At 54.3% G+C, this 15902-nt stretch carries 25 protein-coding genes and 1 pseudogene; 10 read left to right on the plus strand and 16 right to left on the minus strand.

Annotation, left to right across the window (positions count from 1 at the left end; all coding sequences use genetic code 11):
- Positions 1-59: 59 nt before the first annotated feature.
- The 4 genes from FT726_RS22355 to FT726_RS22370 all read right to left on the minus strand — a co-directional run bounded on the left by FT726_RS22355 (position 60) and on the right by FT726_RS22370 (position 1116).
- Complete coding sequence (locus FT726_RS22355) at positions 60-203, minus strand: hypothetical protein (RefSeq protein ID WP_346303458.1); 144 nt, start codon at positions 201-203, stop codon at positions 60-62.
- Positions 193-315: a hypothetical protein gene (locus tag FT726_RS22360; RefSeq protein WP_254919502.1), complete on the minus strand. Its 123-nt coding sequence runs from the start codon at positions 313-315 to the stop codon at positions 193-195. Before FT726_RS22360 ends, FT726_RS22355 begins: the two co-directional genes overlap by 11 nt.
- 105 nt (positions 316-420) lie before the next feature.
- Positions 421-654, minus strand: coding sequence for a hypothetical protein (locus FT726_RS22365; RefSeq protein ID WP_167144124.1), 234 nt, complete (start codon positions 652-654; stop codon positions 421-423).
- Between the two features lie 201 nt (positions 655-855).
- Entirely contained in the window at positions 856-1116 is a 261-nt protein-coding gene (locus FT726_RS22370) for a hypothetical protein (RefSeq protein ID WP_100701725.1), read from the minus strand.
- 219 nt (positions 1117-1335) lie between these two features.
- On the opposite strand from FT726_RS22370, the gene FT726_RS22375 reads away from it, so the two are divergent.
- The gene (locus FT726_RS22375; RefSeq protein WP_346303459.1) at positions 1336-2100 is read left to right on the plus strand and encodes a MerR family transcriptional regulator; all 765 of its coding nucleotides are present in this window, start codon (positions 1336-1338) and stop codon (positions 2098-2100) included.
- Between the two features lie 191 nt (positions 2101-2291).
- Complete coding sequence (locus FT726_RS22380; RefSeq protein WP_346303460.1) at positions 2292-3452, plus strand: diguanylate phosphodiesterase; 1161 nt, start codon at positions 2292-2294, stop codon at positions 3450-3452.
- A gap of 39 nt (positions 3453-3491) precedes the next feature.
- Here the strand turns inward: FT726_RS22380 and FT726_RS22385 are convergent, their stop codons facing one another.
- The gene (locus FT726_RS22385; RefSeq protein WP_052127596.1) at positions 3492-3794 is read right to left on the minus strand and encodes a hypothetical protein; all 303 of its coding nucleotides are present in this window, start codon (positions 3792-3794) and stop codon (positions 3492-3494) included.
- Positions 3795-4021: 227 nt separating this feature from the next.
- On the opposite strand from FT726_RS22385, the gene FT726_RS22390 reads away from it, so the two are divergent.
- The 3 genes from FT726_RS22390 to FT726_RS22400 all read left to right on the plus strand — a co-directional run bounded on the left by FT726_RS22390 (position 4022) and on the right by FT726_RS22400 (position 5010).
- Positions 4022-4327 carry a hypothetical protein gene (locus FT726_RS22390; protein ID WP_346303461.1) on the plus strand — a complete coding sequence of 102 codons (306 nt, stop codon included), beginning with the start codon at positions 4022-4024 and terminating at the stop codon, positions 4325-4327.
- Positions 4328-4470: 143 nt separating this feature from the next.
- Positions 4471-4731, plus strand: coding sequence for a hypothetical protein (locus FT726_RS22395; RefSeq protein WP_346303462.1), 261 nt, complete (start codon positions 4471-4473; stop codon positions 4729-4731).
- A gap of 81 nt (positions 4732-4812) precedes the next feature.
- A complete protein-coding gene (locus FT726_RS22400) occupies positions 4813-5010 on the plus strand; it encodes a hypothetical protein (RefSeq protein WP_034830958.1) in 198 nt (65 codons plus the stop codon).
- Positions 5011-5227: 217 nt separating this feature from the next.
- On the opposite strand, the gene FT726_RS22405 is transcribed toward FT726_RS22400, so the two are convergent.
- From FT726_RS22405 to FT726_RS22430, 6 genes are all read right to left on the minus strand, one after another.
- The gene (locus FT726_RS22405) at positions 5228-5494 is read right to left on the minus strand and encodes a biofilm/acid-resistance regulator YmgB/AriR (RefSeq protein WP_346303463.1); all 267 of its coding nucleotides are present in this window, start codon (positions 5492-5494) and stop codon (positions 5228-5230) included.
- Between the two features lie 134 nt (positions 5495-5628).
- The gene (locus FT726_RS22410) at positions 5629-5901 is read right to left on the minus strand and encodes a hypothetical protein (RefSeq protein WP_034831305.1); all 273 of its coding nucleotides are present in this window, start codon (positions 5899-5901) and stop codon (positions 5629-5631) included.
- Between the two features lie 104 nt (positions 5902-6005).
- Entirely contained in the window at positions 6006-6248 is a 243-nt protein-coding gene (ycgZ, locus tag FT726_RS22415) for a regulatory protein YcgZ (RefSeq protein ID WP_039328007.1), read from the minus strand.
- A gap of 278 nt (positions 6249-6526) precedes the next feature.
- Positions 6527-6781, minus strand: coding sequence for a hypothetical protein (locus tag FT726_RS22420; RefSeq protein ID WP_346303464.1), 255 nt, complete (start codon positions 6779-6781; stop codon positions 6527-6529).
- A gap of 475 nt (positions 6782-7256) precedes the next feature.
- Entirely contained in the window at positions 7257-7439 is a 183-nt protein-coding gene (locus tag FT726_RS22425) for a general stress protein (protein ID WP_045816983.1), read from the minus strand.
- Between the two features lie 263 nt (positions 7440-7702).
- Positions 7703-8350, minus strand: a complete 648-nt coding sequence (locus tag FT726_RS22430) for a hypothetical protein (protein ID WP_346303465.1) — start codon at positions 8348-8350, stop codon at positions 7703-7705.
- 161 nt (positions 8351-8511) lie between these two features.
- Between FT726_RS22430 and FT726_RS22435 the strand changes: the two genes are divergently transcribed.
- Positions 8512-8751 (plus strand): biofilm development regulator YmgB/AriR family protein, encoded by a 240-nt coding sequence (locus tag FT726_RS22435; protein ID WP_346303466.1) that lies wholly within the window; start codon positions 8512-8514, stop codon positions 8749-8751.
- Here the strand turns inward: FT726_RS22435 and FT726_RS22440 are convergent.
- A complete protein-coding gene (locus FT726_RS22440; protein WP_167141669.1) occupies positions 8741-9055 on the minus strand; it encodes a hypothetical protein in 315 nt (104 codons plus the stop codon). The genes FT726_RS22435 and FT726_RS22440 overlap by 11 nt on opposite strands.
- 1258 nt (positions 9056-10313) lie before the next feature.
- On the opposite strand from FT726_RS22440, the gene FT726_RS22445 reads away from it, so the two are divergent.
- From FT726_RS22445 to FT726_RS22455, 3 genes and pseudogenes are all read left to right on the plus strand, one after another.
- A complete protein-coding gene (locus tag FT726_RS22445; RefSeq protein WP_346303467.1) occupies positions 10314-10820 on the plus strand; it encodes a DinB family protein in 507 nt (168 codons plus the stop codon).
- 454 nt (positions 10821-11274) lie between these two features.
- A complete protein-coding gene (locus FT726_RS22450) occupies positions 11275-11451 on the plus strand; it encodes a DUF3606 domain-containing protein (protein ID WP_072050593.1) in 177 nt (58 codons plus the stop codon).
- Positions 11452-11770: 319 nt separating this feature from the next.
- Positions 11771-12445: pseudogene (locus FT726_RS22455) on the plus strand (integrase); the annotation flags it as partial.
- Between the two features lie 56 nt (positions 12446-12501).
- On the opposite strand, the gene FT726_RS22460 reads toward FT726_RS22455, so the two are convergent.
- From FT726_RS22460 to FT726_RS22475, 4 genes are all read right to left on the minus strand, one after another.
- Positions 12502-12936 (minus strand): GNAT family N-acetyltransferase, encoded by a 435-nt coding sequence (locus tag FT726_RS22460; protein WP_034828042.1) that lies wholly within the window; start codon positions 12934-12936, stop codon positions 12502-12504.
- 54 nt (positions 12937-12990) lie between these two features.
- On the minus strand, positions 12991-13383 hold the full coding sequence (locus tag FT726_RS22465; RefSeq protein WP_072017030.1) for a GFA family protein: 393 nt from the start codon (positions 13381-13383) through the stop codon (positions 12991-12993).
- A 39-nt stretch (positions 13384-13422) separates the two neighbouring features.
- Positions 13423-13869, minus strand: coding sequence for a VOC family protein (locus tag FT726_RS22470; protein ID WP_346303468.1), 447 nt, complete (start codon positions 13867-13869; stop codon positions 13423-13425).
- 105 nt (positions 13870-13974) lie between these two features.
- Positions 13975-14754: a sulfite exporter TauE/SafE family protein gene (locus FT726_RS22475; RefSeq protein WP_407075084.1), complete on the minus strand. Its 780-nt coding sequence runs from the start codon at positions 14752-14754 to the stop codon at positions 13975-13977.
- Positions 14755-14765: 11 nt separating this feature from the next.
- Between FT726_RS22475 and FT726_RS22480 the strand changes: the two genes are divergently transcribed.
- Positions 14766-15719, plus strand: a complete 954-nt coding sequence (locus FT726_RS22480; RefSeq protein WP_346303469.1) for a LysR family transcriptional regulator — start codon at positions 14766-14768, stop codon at positions 15717-15719.
- The last annotated feature ends 183 nt before the right edge of the window (positions 15720-15902 follow it).

Raw genomic sequence — 15902 nt, forward strand, 5'->3', positions numbered from 1 at the left:
AGTGTATCGCGATAAGCGGCGCGCAGATATAAGCACCAGAAAAAACCGCCCGGAGGCGGTTAAATCAGCGGGGTGGCGCCCCGGTCGGGCGGGATGTCTCTGTCGCCGCCCGGTACCTCATCTTCATGACCGGGCGCCGGCTCGTGGTCCGGCAGCGGGGTCGCATCGTCAGGCATCGGCTGGTCAGACATGCTATTTTCCACCCTTCTGCTTCATGGTATCGCTGTCCCTGGTGTCTTTTTTGTTGCCCGCGGGCAGCTTGCTGTGGTCGGCGTCTTTGCCATCCTTCACATTTTTATCGTTACGGTCAGCCATGGTTACCTCCGTCACCCTGTATCGGGTAACGTTAAGTTTAGTCGCGTGACGGTACCGGAAGGTGAACAAATATCCGGTCTGTGACTTAAGCGTAAAAACCGCTCATTACGCGGGCGGTGAAAGCGAGGCGTCCCGCGCTTCAGTCATGCTGTCGTCCACGCACAGGCGGCAGATGCAGGCCCGCATCTTCAGCTGCTGTGACGCAATCTGATACGCGTGCCGGTAGTTCACGGCCGAGCCCAGGAACTGACGCTCCGGGTGGTCCTCAAGGCACACGCAGCCCTTCACGTGCAGCTGGTCCTGCTGCTCCATTCTCAGCAGATAATAAAACTGCCACATAAGCGGCCTCCTTCCATGATAAAAGGAGCAATGTATGCCCGGATATATAACGAAGGAATTAATTTCTGATGCGATTTAAGCGCGGGATAAGCGGAGAGCGTCGTCCCTGACAGGTTCTCCGGCCGGTACACGCCTGAGCGCGACCGCTGAGGTCATCTTCATCGTCGTCTTCCGGCCAGAGCCGGACTACGTCCTTTGGCGTCAGTTCTTCTCGTCGTTCAGGCCCGCAAGGGTCTGCAGGTACGGCACGTGCCGGACGGCCTGCTCCGGCTCATGGAAGCTCTTCAGCCAGCTTCTGGCTTCGGATATTTCAGTGAGCCGGTTATCGCTGCCGCCGGCCTCCGCCATGTGTCCGAGCTCGGCAATAAGCGAATGCACGCTTATTTCCTTTTCGCCCAGCGCCAGGCTCAGTGCCGCCTCGCCAATAATGACGTGCCCTTTCCCGTCGTGTTGAATAGACAAATTTACTACCTCCGTTTCACGTTGATGACAGCCTCACGTCACACTGTAGTCGCGGATGGTGAAAGCGCCCGGAGTTTATTCTGAAATTAGCCGTATCCGTAATAATTTATATCAGGTAGTGTGGTAATGAGTCTCTCCGCGCGACGAGTTCCTCTCAAGCCCGCGCAGTTAAACCTCCGGCCCTGCCAGACAGGCTTTCTCCCCTCACGGACGCAATTTATGCCGTTCCATACAACTGATACCGTCTGCGGTATCGTGGGCGTACTGCCTGAAACCCTGCGACGCTGGCGGCGGGCAGGCCTTATCTCCCCGCCCTCAAAAGAAGGGTACTCGGACGCCCAGCTGGCGTGTGCGCTGCGCGTGCTGGACCTGACCGCCGGAGGCAATACGCTGTTTGACATTCACGCGACGCTGCGCTGGCCGGGGCTGGCGCTCAGGGGCGGCTGGACGTTCCGCGAGGAGGATATGCTGCAGCTGCTCCACCGCCACACCGATGACGACGTGCGCCGGGAAATGCGCATGATGGCCACGGACTACTGTACCGATGACTTCGTCAACCGCTACCTGCGGCCGCTCAATCTGTGGCTGCGCAGCGACGCCAGTGAAGGCGCCACGGAACGACAGGGGCGCTTCCATGCGGCCGTACTGGCGCAGTGGAGCCTGATGGCTTCGGCGTCAGCGAGGCGTGCCGCCATTCCCCTGTTTCTGGAGGCGGTCAGCGTCACGGACAGCACGGAAATCTGGATGGAAGCCATCCGGCTGACGGGCCAGGGGTTCAGGGTGGAGGTTAATGATGCATGCAGCGGCATCCCTGCGAGCGCCCTGAGGCGCCACGACCATCACCTGATGTGGTGCGGTAACGGCATCAGTGCAGCGATGCGCGACCACTTCCGCCTGAGCCTGGAGCGCGGTGAGGCCATTATGCTGACCGGCGACGACCGGCGGCTGGTCAGCAACGCTGATGCGCTGACAGCCGTCGCATAAGGTCGTCACCGTTCTTTCTGAGGTTTCACAGGTAGCATTCTGATACCTGCCCGCTGATACCTCTGCGCGGTGCAGCCTGCGCTGACCCGTAAAGCTCCGGTACGAGCCAGACCCGGCTACCGGTCCGGTTTGAGAAAGCGCGGCCGGCTGCTATGGTGCCCGTGACAATCTGCGGCAATACGGAGCCTGAAATGCTTACAACCATAATTTACCGGAGCCACCTGGCCGATGACGTACCCGTCAGCATTCTGCCGGACATGGTGAAGAAGGCCAGCCTGCTCAACGCCCGCCACCAGGTGACGGGCATCCTGCTGTTTAACGGCACGCACTTCTTCCAGATCCTGGAGGGCCCGGAACAGGGCGTGCTGGACATCTACGGCCGCATCTGCGCCGACCGGCGTCACCACAACGTGGTTGAGCTGATGCGCGACTACTCGCCGTCGCGGCGCTTCGGCAACCACGGCATGGAGCTGTTCGATCTGCGCCATCACCCCCGCGGCAGCGTGCTGCAGGCGGTGCTTGACCGCGGCACCTCTAAGTACCGCCTGACCTATGACGATCGCGGCCTGCAGTTTCTGCGAACCTTCGTGGAGGCCCGGGAGAAAGAAAACTACTTTGAGGTTCTGCCCGCCGACTACTGGGACTTTGTGCCGGATGAGAACGGGTCACCGGCCCCCGCCGCGGGCGTGACCTTCCGCCCGGTGGTCGACCCGCTCGGCCGTGAGGTCACGGCCCTTGAGGCCATACCCGATGATGCGCCGGAGGGGCTCTCCGGCGATGCGATGTACGTACATAATCTCGCTGCGGTCACCGGGGCGCTGCACAGAGCCGGCAGGTCATGCCCTGACGACATGATGCTCTACCTCAGCATTCTGCCCGGGACGCTGGTATCCGTTCCGGATGCCGTTGGTCAGATTGTCCGCGCCATCGACAGCGCTGAACTGGTGCCGCAGCAAATCATACTGGGCGTCAGCGAGACGGAGGTGATTTCTCAGCTGGAAGCATTTTCCGCAGCGGTGCGGCAGCTGAAGCAGGCCGGCATCAGCCTCTCTGTTGATAACTTCGGTGACGGCTCCGCCGGGCTGTCTCTGCTGGCGCACGTCCAGCCGGACCGCGTACGCATCGGGGCCGCGATCGTGCGCAATATTCACCGCAGCGGACCCCGCCAGGCGGTGGTGCACGCGGTGCTGCGCTGCTGTTCTGCCCTGGAGATTAACGTCATCGCGGCGGGCGTCGAGCAGCCGGAAGAGTGGATGTGGCTGGAGGCGGCAGGGGTCACTGACTTTCAGGGCTCGCTGTTCACCGCAGAGGGCGCGGCCGTGGCCTGGCCGGAAACCCGCGAGGCCGTCTGAGGAGCCGGAACAGAACAGGGGCCCCCGGGCCCCGTATGATTAACAGGACGCGGCACGGTGAGGCGGAAGCTGCGTGGCCATAACGGCCGCGGGCACATCAGCCTTTTCCTGCCGCAGGGTTCTGCCGCGGTTGGCCTTTTCAAGCCAGGTGCGGAAATGCGTCATCATGGCCGCCGCATGCTGCGCGTCCGGCGTGCGGTAAATCAGCAGCCGGCTTTTGGTCTGGTTTGAGAAGTCGAGGGCATAAATCTCGATGACGGCCTCGCGCTGCTCGCTTTCAATTGCTGTGAAATGCATGTCAGGCCAGCGGTTCACCTTCAGCATAAACTCACTTAAAATCATTTTTTTTCCTCTTATTGTTTTAAAATCGGTACTCTTTTCACTGGTCCGCCCAGTGTAGAATGGGTTGCGAACTCTGCAAGCCGTCAGCGAGTTATTAAGCGTAAAGGTTTCGTAATCTCCCTGTTTTCAGCACCGGAGATAACTGCAGCATGCGCCAGCAGGAGATATCCGGCAATCTGCCGGTGGGCTATCAGTGCAACAGGCAATAACACACAGGAGAGGCAACCATGCTCAGCGAAAACAGGCTCCGTCACATCGCCGGCGATCCGGACAGCCATGACGCGGAGGCCGTCGCGATGGCGCAGGAGATCCTGCAGCTGCGCCGCACGCTGGGCGCGCCCTGGGCCGTGGTACAGCCGCTGGGCGAGCTGTATGTGGAGGACGGGAACGCGGCCATGATCTGGCCGGCGAGTCTGGCGGAGCGCGGCGACGTCTGCCTGTACCGCCTGGAGAAGCCCTCACCGGGGGCGGAAACCGCCCCGCCCGCAGCAAAGCAGCGCGGCCGCAGAAAGAAATTACCGGCGCCGGAGTAAGGTATTTTCAGGACAGCATGCCTCTGCCGGACAGCGCTGACGCTGCAGCGCAAAAGTTTTGCAGGATCTCGCCCCCTTGTGAATGTTCGGGCCAGCTGCGCTGTGGTAAGCTCTGCGCCCGAAACCTGCTGCCGGATAACCCCATGAAAAATGACTTTGAAGAAAAAATGGCCGACATCATGATTGGCGAGGCCGTTACGGCGCTGCTGAATGAGGACGCGGCCATCAGCTGGGCGGCCCTCACGGATCGCCTGCGGTCGGCCATTGAAAATGCAACGGATGAAGATCGGATCCGCGCCGGTCTGCGCGCTATTGAGGAAGTCCGGCGGGAAATGCAGATTCGCGCCGCTGAAAAGACCGGGGTGCACGGCACTGACGGTATGTCAGCGCAGAAGCTTCACTGAAGTCACCCGGGGCGCTGCCGTATCCCCGGGGTCGCCTTTCTGATATACTGTATACTTATCCACCTTACGGACGGAGGTCATATGAATGATGACACCACCGCCGAAGATATCTACGCCGTTATCGGAACGGTCGTGGCGCGCCTTCTTAAGCCGGACCAGTACCTCACCCTTCACGAAATCACCAGCGCCCTGCACAGCATGGGCGAAGCGGCAGGCGATGCCGGGATGCGCGAAAGCTGCGAACGCGCCGTCAGGCTGCTGGCTCAGCAGATGCACTGACCTTCAGACTCCTCCCGTTCTGACGATCACTCCTCGCGCAATGACGGTGACGTGCCACACTGAGAAGTGTAAACCTTTTCAACCGGGAGATGCCTGTGAAAGTCTGGATTGCCGTAACCCTCGCCGCCGCCGTCAGCTGCTCCGTGTGGGCTTCACAGGGAGGATTTGACTCTCCGGCTGCTGTGGCATCTGCGCATACTGCGCAGCAGAATTAATATCAGAAGCCTTCGTCGTCAGGCGTTTTGCCCACCACAATTTCCAGGGCGCTGCGCAGCACGTCCAGCTGGACCACGTCTGAAGTGCTCTCGAGCTCGGCGATAAGATAAAGAATGATCGCTTTGCTGGTGACCTTTTTGCCGTGAATAACGATGTCGCGGATGACGGCGTCCAGCACGGCGGTCTCGGCGGCCAGCGCGTCGCCGCCGCTGCGGAAGTGCTGGATGATATCGGCTTCGGCGGTGGTGTGATGTTCTTTAAGCTGCATGATGTTATCCGTCAGGCCCTGTGGGCAAAAGTGGCAGGCTCAGTGCCTGAAATAAAAAACGGCCACCTCCCGGGTAGCCGCGTCCTGCGGGCGTCCTGCCACTCTCCGCACTGGTCGGAGATACGTTCTTCAGTTTACTTATGATTACCGCCATCAGGGCCGGTCAGGGCACCGAATGCCAGCACGTCAGCGTCGCGGCTCTCACGCGACTGTACAAACTCGCTCTGCACCTCGCCCAGCGCCAGGGCAATGGCTGCACGCCTTTCCGGATTCGTCTCGCCGCCGTTCATAGCGCGAAGCTGGCGTGCCACGCCGTCTGCGCTGATATCATCTTCGCTGCTCATCAGCGCGACCACCGCCTCGCCCAGCACAACGTCGGCCAGACGAGTTAAATCTTTATTATTCATACCCGCATCTTCCGGTTCGTGCCTTCCGGGCAGGATGGCAGGACGGCCATTCCGGGCGGTCCTGAATGCATGCTGCGGGTCCCGCCTAATAACACCGGGGTAACTCAGCGTTCAAACAGCATGCCGATTAGCGTCTGGTAATGACGCTCTTCTTCCTGATTCGCTGCCACTTCAAGGCGGCGCAGCAGTTTGGTACAGATGGCCTTACGATTAAGGTTCTTGCCTGCGCGCAGAATTTCTACGACAATCTGCCCCAGCGTTTCCTGCTGGGTTGGTGCCGACGCCTTGCTGAAGTAATGCGCAATGTCGCTGGCGGAGTCCGGGAATTTCGTAACGTTCTGACGCATGGTGAACCTCTCAATGGTTAAAATGTAGTCGGCTCTGTCTGACCGTAAAGTTATACAACCAAATTAAACTTGTACAGCAATTGTGTTGTTGTACAGCTTATATTTTTGTGCAAAAAGTGCTAGATGTTACTAAACAGTAAGTTAGGTGAGTATCAGCGCGCGAATGATGAGCGGGTTAACGAAGGGGTTGTACAACAGTCAGAACAGCATGCTCAGCTCAGGGGCCGGGGTACAGGAAAGAAGCCTGTCCGGTGCCACCGAACAGACGGGGGATGTCTTCAGTGCGCTGAGCCGCGGCCTGATGCGGTAATCCATCTCAGCTCGTCCCGGTTACCCGGTAATGACTCAAACCCGCGGAGCCAGCGTTTCGCCCCTCTAATCTGCACGCAGCGCGCAGGATTTTTCTCGGCGGCAGCCATCTCAGCCAGCTCGCGGATAAGCGAGCCTACGGTAATGTCCGCATTATTCATCGCCAGATGAACCGCAGCCTCGCCAATAATCAGCTGGTTCTGGTCATGGTCATTATCATGCATGCTCTGCTCTCCCTCCGCCTTATTATGGTATCTCAGTGTAGTCACTTAACGGACTGAATACCGGTTCCGTTTAAATATTTTCCGCGCATTATCCCGCCAGTCAGAATTACGCTCAGCCGCACAGCAATAAAAAACACCCTGAATTCAGATGCCTGACAGATTATCAGAGGTAAATATCGGAAAATACTGAATAAAACTTATGAGTAGTCTGAAATCGTTTTCATCCTGAGATGCAGCCTGAGCATGTGAATGTTTCGGGATTTAATCTCAGAAGAGGATTTAACATGGCCTGAAAACATGGATGATAAGACTGCAGGGTACTGACCGTTAATATGCGCTGTGTATAAGAAAAGTCAGGGGATAAAGTCCTGGTGGTTATTCTCCTTTAACATCAGAGATAATTAGGAAATACATATTTCCTAATTGAGCGCGCCGGGATGAAATTTAGTACCGGCGCGCGTCCGTGTGGTTTTATTTAAACTTCAGGTTTTGGGCTCCGCCGGCTGATAAGTCCGCCTTTACGACCGGCCTCGCGCGCGCGATCGGGACAGTTTTTGAAGTTACCGCCACTGGCGGCGCCGCCTTTGCTGCCCGCTTCAGAGGCGCGTGCCGGGTCGGCCGCGAAATTTCCGGCTCCCCCGCGTCTTGCTGTTGTCATGATGTCTTCCTCAGATAAGAGTTGTCCTGTATTTCAGACGGTTATAGTGTGGCACGTCTGTACAGGGCTGCCCGCCTTCAGGAAACTTTTTTTCAGGACCATGATGGCGGACACGCAATACTGGGTGGCTGAATCTGAAATGCGGGCCCGCTGGCCCCTCACGCTTGCGACTTGAGCATTATGCGCCAGGCTGTGTGTGCGAAACGGCGCGTGACACCCTCCGGTGGAGAGTTGTTCTGCAGGCGCGCCGTGCCGCATTCGTATTACTTCTGCGCAGCGTTCAGGGGGTGCGTGCTGATGACAACCCGTCGCCGCAGATGGCTTTCAGGCTCCGCGCCCCAGCAGAAGGCGGCCCAGTGGCCGCAGAACGCCAGCCAGCTGCGCACCGGGTGCAGACAGCCCGATTCACCTGTGCCGTCCCACACGTACACGAAGTGCTCCGGGTCGCGCAGCGCCCAGGCCACCATCCCCTCCCACATCACTTTTGCCGCGTTGGTCTGCGCGCTGTCGGTAATGATGATCGACCAGCGATGCAGAAAATGGCAGAAAAAACGCCGCGCCAGGCCGTGCACCGCCCCCTCATGCTGAGGCTGGCGGGTGCGCCATACCATAACCTGTATGCAGGCGCGCTCCGGCGAGGTGAAGTCTTCGGTTTCCTCCAGCCGCACCGCATAAACGGTCTCCGGATCACGCTCCTGCGTGACCAGCCTGAACTGTCGCTCTGCTCTGTTCTGCCAGAGGGTGTAGCCAAACGGCGTCACAAACCCGGGCAGCGTAAAAGGCTCTGCGTCCCGGGCAAGAAAGGCGCGGGTATCGGCCCGGTTGGTGTCTTCCGGATTCAGCACCTGGCTGAAGCTGGTGTCGGGCAGGGTAATGGGCATGCTGTCGTCCGCCGTTACTTTTCTGTTCACTTAGCCTCCCTGATAACCGGAGCGTTAATTTATACCGCTGAATTGTCTGCAATAATGCGTGGTGCTGTTTAAAAGATAGAGCACCGCAGGATTACTGCTGTACACGCGCCTGTGCATCGGTTACTTTGCGCCCGACCTCATTCACTACGCACGGGTATTTGATGCGACAGGACGGACTACCGCCGGAAAAAGAAGCCGGGCTGACCAGCTATTTCAGCCAGGTCACTCACCCCTGCCAGATTGAGCTGCTGGGCCGCATCACCGTTGAAATCCTGCGTCAGGAGCGGCGGCTGACGCGCACCGCCTTGTGCCTGAAACTGATAGGGCGCCTCGACGGTGCCGACGATGAGGCCGAGAGAGAACACCTGAAGGTTCTTCTCAGAATGCTGTTTAATCGCTGAGCCTGAGGGGTAACACCGGGCGTTCACCGGTCACGAAACGTTCGTCCAGGGAAGAGAGCGGCAAACGGAATGCCGTGCAGTCATGGCGCATAACAACGGTTCGCAGATGCCGGTTACAGATAAACCAGACCTCGTCTCGGTCATTGGAAAGAATGAAATACGCGTCAGACGTTTCCGAAGGATTAAAGCATCCCAGCGCCCTGTAGGCCGTCGTGAGGCTGAACCCGCTCAGCAGCGGCAGCGGCCGCGGCCCGCCGGGCAGCTCTTCCACCCTGAGATACAGCCCCTGTTCCATCCAGAGTATGGCCACCTCCGTAGCGCCTCTTCATTCTTCAGTAAAAGTTACGGTGCCGGGTGCCTCCCGGTGATTCAGAAAAGCCACAATCCGAATCGCTTCAGTCTATCGTGTACCCTGTGGCTTAGCCCCTCCGCACAGGGGGATTCACCGTGTTCATAGCATAGCAGCCAGTCGGCTTTGTTTTCTGACATCACAAAAAATAGTGAAGCAGGACGTTATCTACTGCTGCACCCATTGAATCAAAAAACATGAATTTATTTTTCATAAAACTACCGGATACATTTGGAAGAATGTGATTCTGGTTATCAATGCTCGCCAATTGACGGACAAAGAGAAGGAATTAACTGAAATGATTATGCTGAGAAAAAGCCCGATGGCGGCCAGGTTGTTCTGATTAGTCAGGTCAATGGGGGAAGCGGAAAAACCAGCCCATTTTGGACCAGTAAGCACTTGTTCTGAAGCCAGATAATATCACCTCGACACTACCAGTGTTCCGCACTGGCCACTGCTTCCGGACAGCTGCGAAGCGAAAAAATCAGGACAAATCGCCAGGTCTGGAAAAAAATCCCGGGACGGTCCCCGGGAAAAGATTCAGTTTCCATTACACCCAAATCCGGAGGAGTTCCGGACCGGAAATAACTATAGACAGAATAGAAGGCGTGTCAAAATTTTTTGATAAATCATGTTTTTGGCAAATGCGCATGGAATATTTTCTTTCAACATGCAGCAGGCTTACCCGGCCTTATGTATCTATGCAATACATTCTCTTTTAAAACTTCGAACCCTGTACGCAATATCCTGAACGAATAGCACCGAGAGCCAACCACAATAAGCAATCCCGCCCGGCAGACTTTGTGCGCAAACTACATGACTCACCGTCGCAATGAGCTGTTTTATTCACATCCGTACAATCAGGCAGTACGTAACTCGTGGTCGGACCTTAGCTGTGAATACCTGGCCCTGCCAGAATTTTTTCACCGGGCTGTCGCAATCCCCTCAGACGACTACACTCTGATGCGCCTCACCGCCCTTACTCACCTGCAGGCACTTACCGGAGGCATCACCCTGCCCCGCCGCCGGTATGGAAGGTATATCCTGTGCATTGCATTAAGGTGTGAATGTGAATTCTCAGCCTGAAATCCTTATGCCGCAGAAAAGACTGGCAGCGATAAGCTCCGGATTGTCAGTCTCAGTCCACACCGGATTAAAAAATGCGTACTTCACGCTACCGCTATGCCGGACGTGCTGACGCTCTGGAAAAATTATGCAAAGAGTTACCGCCCTGACGTTACTGAGATATAAGCACTGGATGGATGCCGGGATGCTCAGCGCCATTGCCGAAACGGACGCGCGCCGTTTCCGCGCTGAACACCGTGAGATGCTCAGGCTCATGTACCACATGCACGCCACTGACATGCTCATTCGTGCCAACCTGAAGGGGGAAGCGCCATCCCGGCCGAATATCAGACCGCGCAGGCCGCCTGAGCAAGCAGTACTTATGCCGTGCATGCTGGCCTGCTCCTGCTGGTTCATTGAATATGCGGCCTGCATGACGGCGGAAGCCTGGGATCGCCCCATCATTTATCAGCGCAGAGACGAAAAGATGGCGCAGACAAGCCCCCTCAGCCTTATCGAGCAGGTGATACTGCATGGTACGCGACACCGCGGCGCGGTGAGCTGGCTTATCAAAGCGTGTGGCATTCAGCCCCCTCAGGACGTGGTGTCACATTTTCTGCGTAAACAGCTGACGTCTTTCGACACAAAGGGCTGAAGGAATGGCGATAATCCCAAAGTTTTGCCGCAAATCCGGCCGTTTCGACAAAATCGGGCGAAATAAGGCATGAGGCCTGCTAATCAATTGCTGATGAAATTTAAGCAGAAAAGTTATCGGACTTACATCCGGGGGTTTCTGGATGAGAACATTCCGAAGGCAAGCGGCCTAATCTTAAATAATAATCTTTGTAAATTATAGGGTTACGGATTAGGCAATTCAATGCTAAATTGGCGTGCTACATTAGCAGTGCTTAACCCCACCTCTGCGAGAGAGCGTTGTTCCGGCGTGAACAAAACAGGCCCACTGATACTCATTAAGTGGGCTTTTTTTTTGATAAAAATTTTTGCTCATTACGGTCAGTCATTTCAATTTTAATCCTCTCAGTTTCAGTGCCATTCTTCGTCTGCGTCACACAGCAAATAAGCCGTTTTGTCCTTAATCCGGGGTTTTGATGAGTTACATTTTTCACCGCCGCGAGCCGGAAGATAAAAAGATCATTGTGATAAATGAACAATGGCAGATTACATACTGGATGCTCACTTTACAGACTACGCAGGATAAGCTGGTGAAAGCTCTTAAAACGGTGGGCACAGACCCGGAAACCGTTAAGCGCTATCTCCTACACTGAGCTTTCTGACTTACCCACCTCCCGGTGGGTTTTTTATTTAAATCGGGCCGCCGTGAACTGTTCGGGGATAAAAAACAGGAAAAAAGTGGATAAAAAAATCCCGGGCGGATGGCCCGGGAGCAACAGGAGTAAGCACTTCCGGTCTGAGGCCGGCGATGTTGGATCCTGATAGCACGTCAGCTATTGCAATACTTCACACTGGTGTTGGCACGAGGAGTAACACACGTGATAAGCTTAGCGCCCAACGCACTTTTATTTACCAGGAAGCGCCTGATTTAACGGGGCGAAGTGCCGGTACGGTTACAATTTATTAAACGCCCTCTGGCTGGATGAACGTCCGGCAGACCATGCTTTGCTCGCCGATGAGCGGACCGGTGAGAAAGTCCGATTGCTGTTTCAGCATCGCGGTAAGACTGCCGGCGCCGCTATACTCAACCGCACTGTAATACCGATGTTTTGCAAGCGTGCGGGTGTCCCTTTGCAAGACAGCGGCGGGACGATAACCAGTCACCGGGGACGGGCCTCAGCGGTGACCGCGCTGGACAGCTTCCCGCAGGGCATATCACTGTACGAACTAATGTAATGGACGGAGCATTCAACGCCTCAGTCCACAATGCGTTATCTGCGTATTTGCCCGACACAGCATGCCGTTTCATTTATAAAGGCAGACAGGATCGCGCACATGATAAGCGTGCTGATTGATCACGATCCCGAAGCCGCCAGCCTGACGGGACCTGCAACGTATTATGACCTAGGCTATTCGTACTGCTCGAATCCCTTCTGGAGCACCTATCAGCACCAGATGGCCTGCATTGGCTGTAATTTTAATCTGCTCAAAGACAGCGCGCGTGGGCTGATATTGGAAAGCTAAGCTTATGTCAGATGTTACTTTGAGGAAGTTCCGCTCACACCAGATGAGAGAGCCATTGTGGAACAGGACGCGGAAAAAATTGAACTGGCTCTTAAAAGGTTGCCCCTAAAACCAGAAGGGTAAAACGGACCGCTTTGTGCCAAAAGCGGACACCGAAGTATGGTACCTTAAATTTAATCTTATCGGCACTTTTCTAATCTAATATCAGATTTGCTGACATTTTCTTTTTTTACCCAACCCAGTCGTCTGTAAAACTCTGCCGCACGACTTTTTATGTCAGTTTCAAGCCAGATGGTATCATTGTTTTTAAACAGTTCTTGTTCAGCCCGCTCAACAAGGCTACGGCCAACACCTCTGCCTTCATATTCTGGCATTACAAAGGCAGCAAAAAGGCAGCCCTTATCTGGTAAAATCATTGAGAATCCAACAATTTTTTCGTCAATGATTGCAACCCATGCGCATTGCTGTTGTGTAATCATTCCGGCAACAACGCTGTCAGTTATCCCCATCTGCCTCATTTCTTCCCGGCTTAAATGATTTTCGTTAACCGAGGTTCTGACATCGAAAATATATTCAACGTCAGAGAGTTGAGCTGTTCTGATAATGACTTTCATAAATCCTGCTCTAAAATAAATGTAGTAACAGGGATACCAGTTCCCGGCATTTATTTACTCATCCAACACATCAGGCATGAGTTTTCTCCACCATTCAGGTTTCATGTCCTGAAATGAATGCGATTGGGGCGAAAGCTGGACACTTGCTCCGTCGTCAAAAATGCCGCTCAGTAAAGCAACTACCGGATTGTCATCTATAGCGCCGACTGAACTCCCGCATCTGGCGCAAAATGCCCGGGAGGAAGCCGCGGATGAGCGAAATAAGGAAGGCATTCCCCCTTCGCCAGTCCATTCTACATCTGACGAACGGAATTCAAGCCATACTGCCGTCTGGCAGCCTGAATGCTTCTGGCATATATCGCAGGAGCAGGAATGACAGGACAAAGGGTTGACCGCTGTAAATCTGATAAACCGGCATAAACATCCGCCAGATAATTGCATCCCCATACCCTTTATCTCCTCATCAACTTAAATCAAGTGACCGCTTCAATTAATCTGCTGTGCAGGTTCGATGTTACCGGCCTCAAGTCCAACTCGCTGGCCTGATGAAAGTTCCAGGGTGTTACCGTCGGGATCAGCGAAAAAAGCAAAATAGCCGACCGGATCGCCGGCATCTTCAGGCTCTTTGCGCAGCACACCTTCTGCCCGTGCAGTCTCTGTTTTAAGGTCTATTTCCTGGCGGCTGGCGCAGGCTACACCTAAATGACCAAACCTCCCCAGAGGTGTATCGGTTACGTTGTCTGCCTGAACCAGAACCAGCGCAAATGGTCGGGTGCGATCGCTTAACCAGGCCACTCTTCGCGCATCAGGTACTTCAGGCTCGCGCGAATGAATGACACTCAGACCGGCGTAGCGTATATAAAAATCAATACTCTTGTCTAAATCACGGACGACTAAAGCTACATGTGTGAAACCTACATCTATCGTGCTCATAAACTGAATCCTTACCCGATTTTAACGCTCAACCTAAAAACTCACATCAGACTCAGGTCAATTTCAATTAGGGTTCCGTAAGGTCACTAAAAGCTCACCTGAAAGTCAGATAAAGGGGCGACAAACAAGCTCAACTCCCAGCACCATCAGGAACAGAAGAAAACACCTTCTGAAGAGACTGGTGCTGATATGTAAACGCAATTTTTGCCCCAGCCATACCCCACACAGGGCCGGAAGTGCGGACGTCAATGACAGTGAGAACTGCTCTGTCACATATGCGTCATGAAGATAAAGTGCCACTGACAGTGCCACAGTAGAAACTGTAAATGAGAGTCCCAGCGCCTGTACCAGTTCATCTTTACTAAAACGAAGCGACTGGAGGAATGGAACTGCCGGCATAACAAAAACACCTGTTGCACCGGTCACTAAGCCTGTTATGCCGCCAATAACAGGTGAAAGCCATCTCTCCATCGTCAGAGAGACCGCAAATGGAGGTGATACCAGTGCAAACGCCGCATACACGATTAAAGCGCCTCCCAGACCGAAAGCTGACCATGCCGGGTCTGTGCTGATGATAAGCGGAGAAGCTGCTATGGTTCCGGTTAAAATAAGCAGCATCATCAGCCAAAGACGGCGGACAATCATCAGAGCGGAAGGACCAGCAAAAAGCTGAACCACGTTGGTCACAAAAGAAGGGATAATCAGCAGAGCCGCAGCAGCCTGAGGTGTCATAAGCAAGCCAAGTAAGCCCATCGCAACTGTCGGCAATCCCATTCCTGTTACGCCTTTAACGAAACCGGCAAACATAAAAATGATGAAAAAATAGATATAAAGTTGCTCGTTCACAATATCTTCCATGCCGAAAAATTTTAGTGATTCAAACATCCATATGGTCAATGGACAATCTGGTTAAAGCACTTCATGCTTCGGATATTCCGAAGGCTGATTTAGAGACCTTTATGCGACTGGATCTTTCTGACCTAAAACTCGTCGTCTGTATTGCTGAGGCGGGAAGCATTACTCATGGTGCCCGGCACGTCTGCCTGGCCACTGGCTCAGCGAGTGAGAGGCTGAGATGCATAGAAGAAGATATCGGGGCAAGGATTTTTAACCGTCATCCGAGAGGCGTGAGTCTTACTGAAGCGGGTGAGATCCTCATCTGCCATGCCCGTGAATTACTGTCCCGGCAGGAGCATCTCAGAGCTGAACTGAGTGCTTACGTTAAAGGAGTAAGAGAAAAAGTTCGGTTATATGCGAACACTTCTGCGATGGCAGAATTTCTGCCCGTCAGGCTTGCAAGATGGCTTTCAGATAATCCGGGTGTAGTGATTGAACTGGAAGAAAAATCCAGCGCGGATATCATCAACAGTATCAACAACGGTACTGTTGAAGCGGGACTCGTCACTGATGCAGTTGATGCACATAATCTCACGCTTGAGCCAGTTGCAGATGACAGCCTCGCGCTAATCGTTCCCTCCTCCCACGCGCTTGGGCGTAGAGAAAACGTCTCACTGGCTGACGCATTGGGTGAGCCTTTTATTGGTTTATATCCCGGTAATGCACTGCAGGACCATGTCAGCGGACATGCCAGAGAACTTGGCCACTTACTGAGCTATCGTATCAGAATGAGCGGTTTTGAAGGGATGTGTGAGATGGTCAGTAGCGGTATCGGAGTGGGTATCCTTCCTGTATCAGTGGCTGAACGACTCAGCAAAAAATTTCATTACCACATACTACCGCTTACCGATCATTGGGCACGCCGGCAAATCTGCATTTGTTATAAAACACCAGATTCACTGAGTCCGGGGATGGCTAGGCTTATAATTTTTCTAAAAATACAAGATATATAATTGCTTAGTTCATTAGACCTTATTGACGAATGTTTATCAGATTTTGTCCGCTTTGTGCTGTGAGTTCAACTGATGGACGCAACACACTTATTGAACCGTTCTGCGGGTGATTCATATTCTAGCGTTTTTCTCGGTCTTTCGTTGAGCTGTCTGGCAACGCTGTTTAGTCTCTGCTGACTGTGA

Source organism: Pantoea sp. Morm (genome assembly GCF_016643525.1).
Lineage (GTDB): Bacteria > Pseudomonadota > Gammaproteobacteria > Enterobacterales > Enterobacteriaceae > Pantoea > Pantoea dispersa.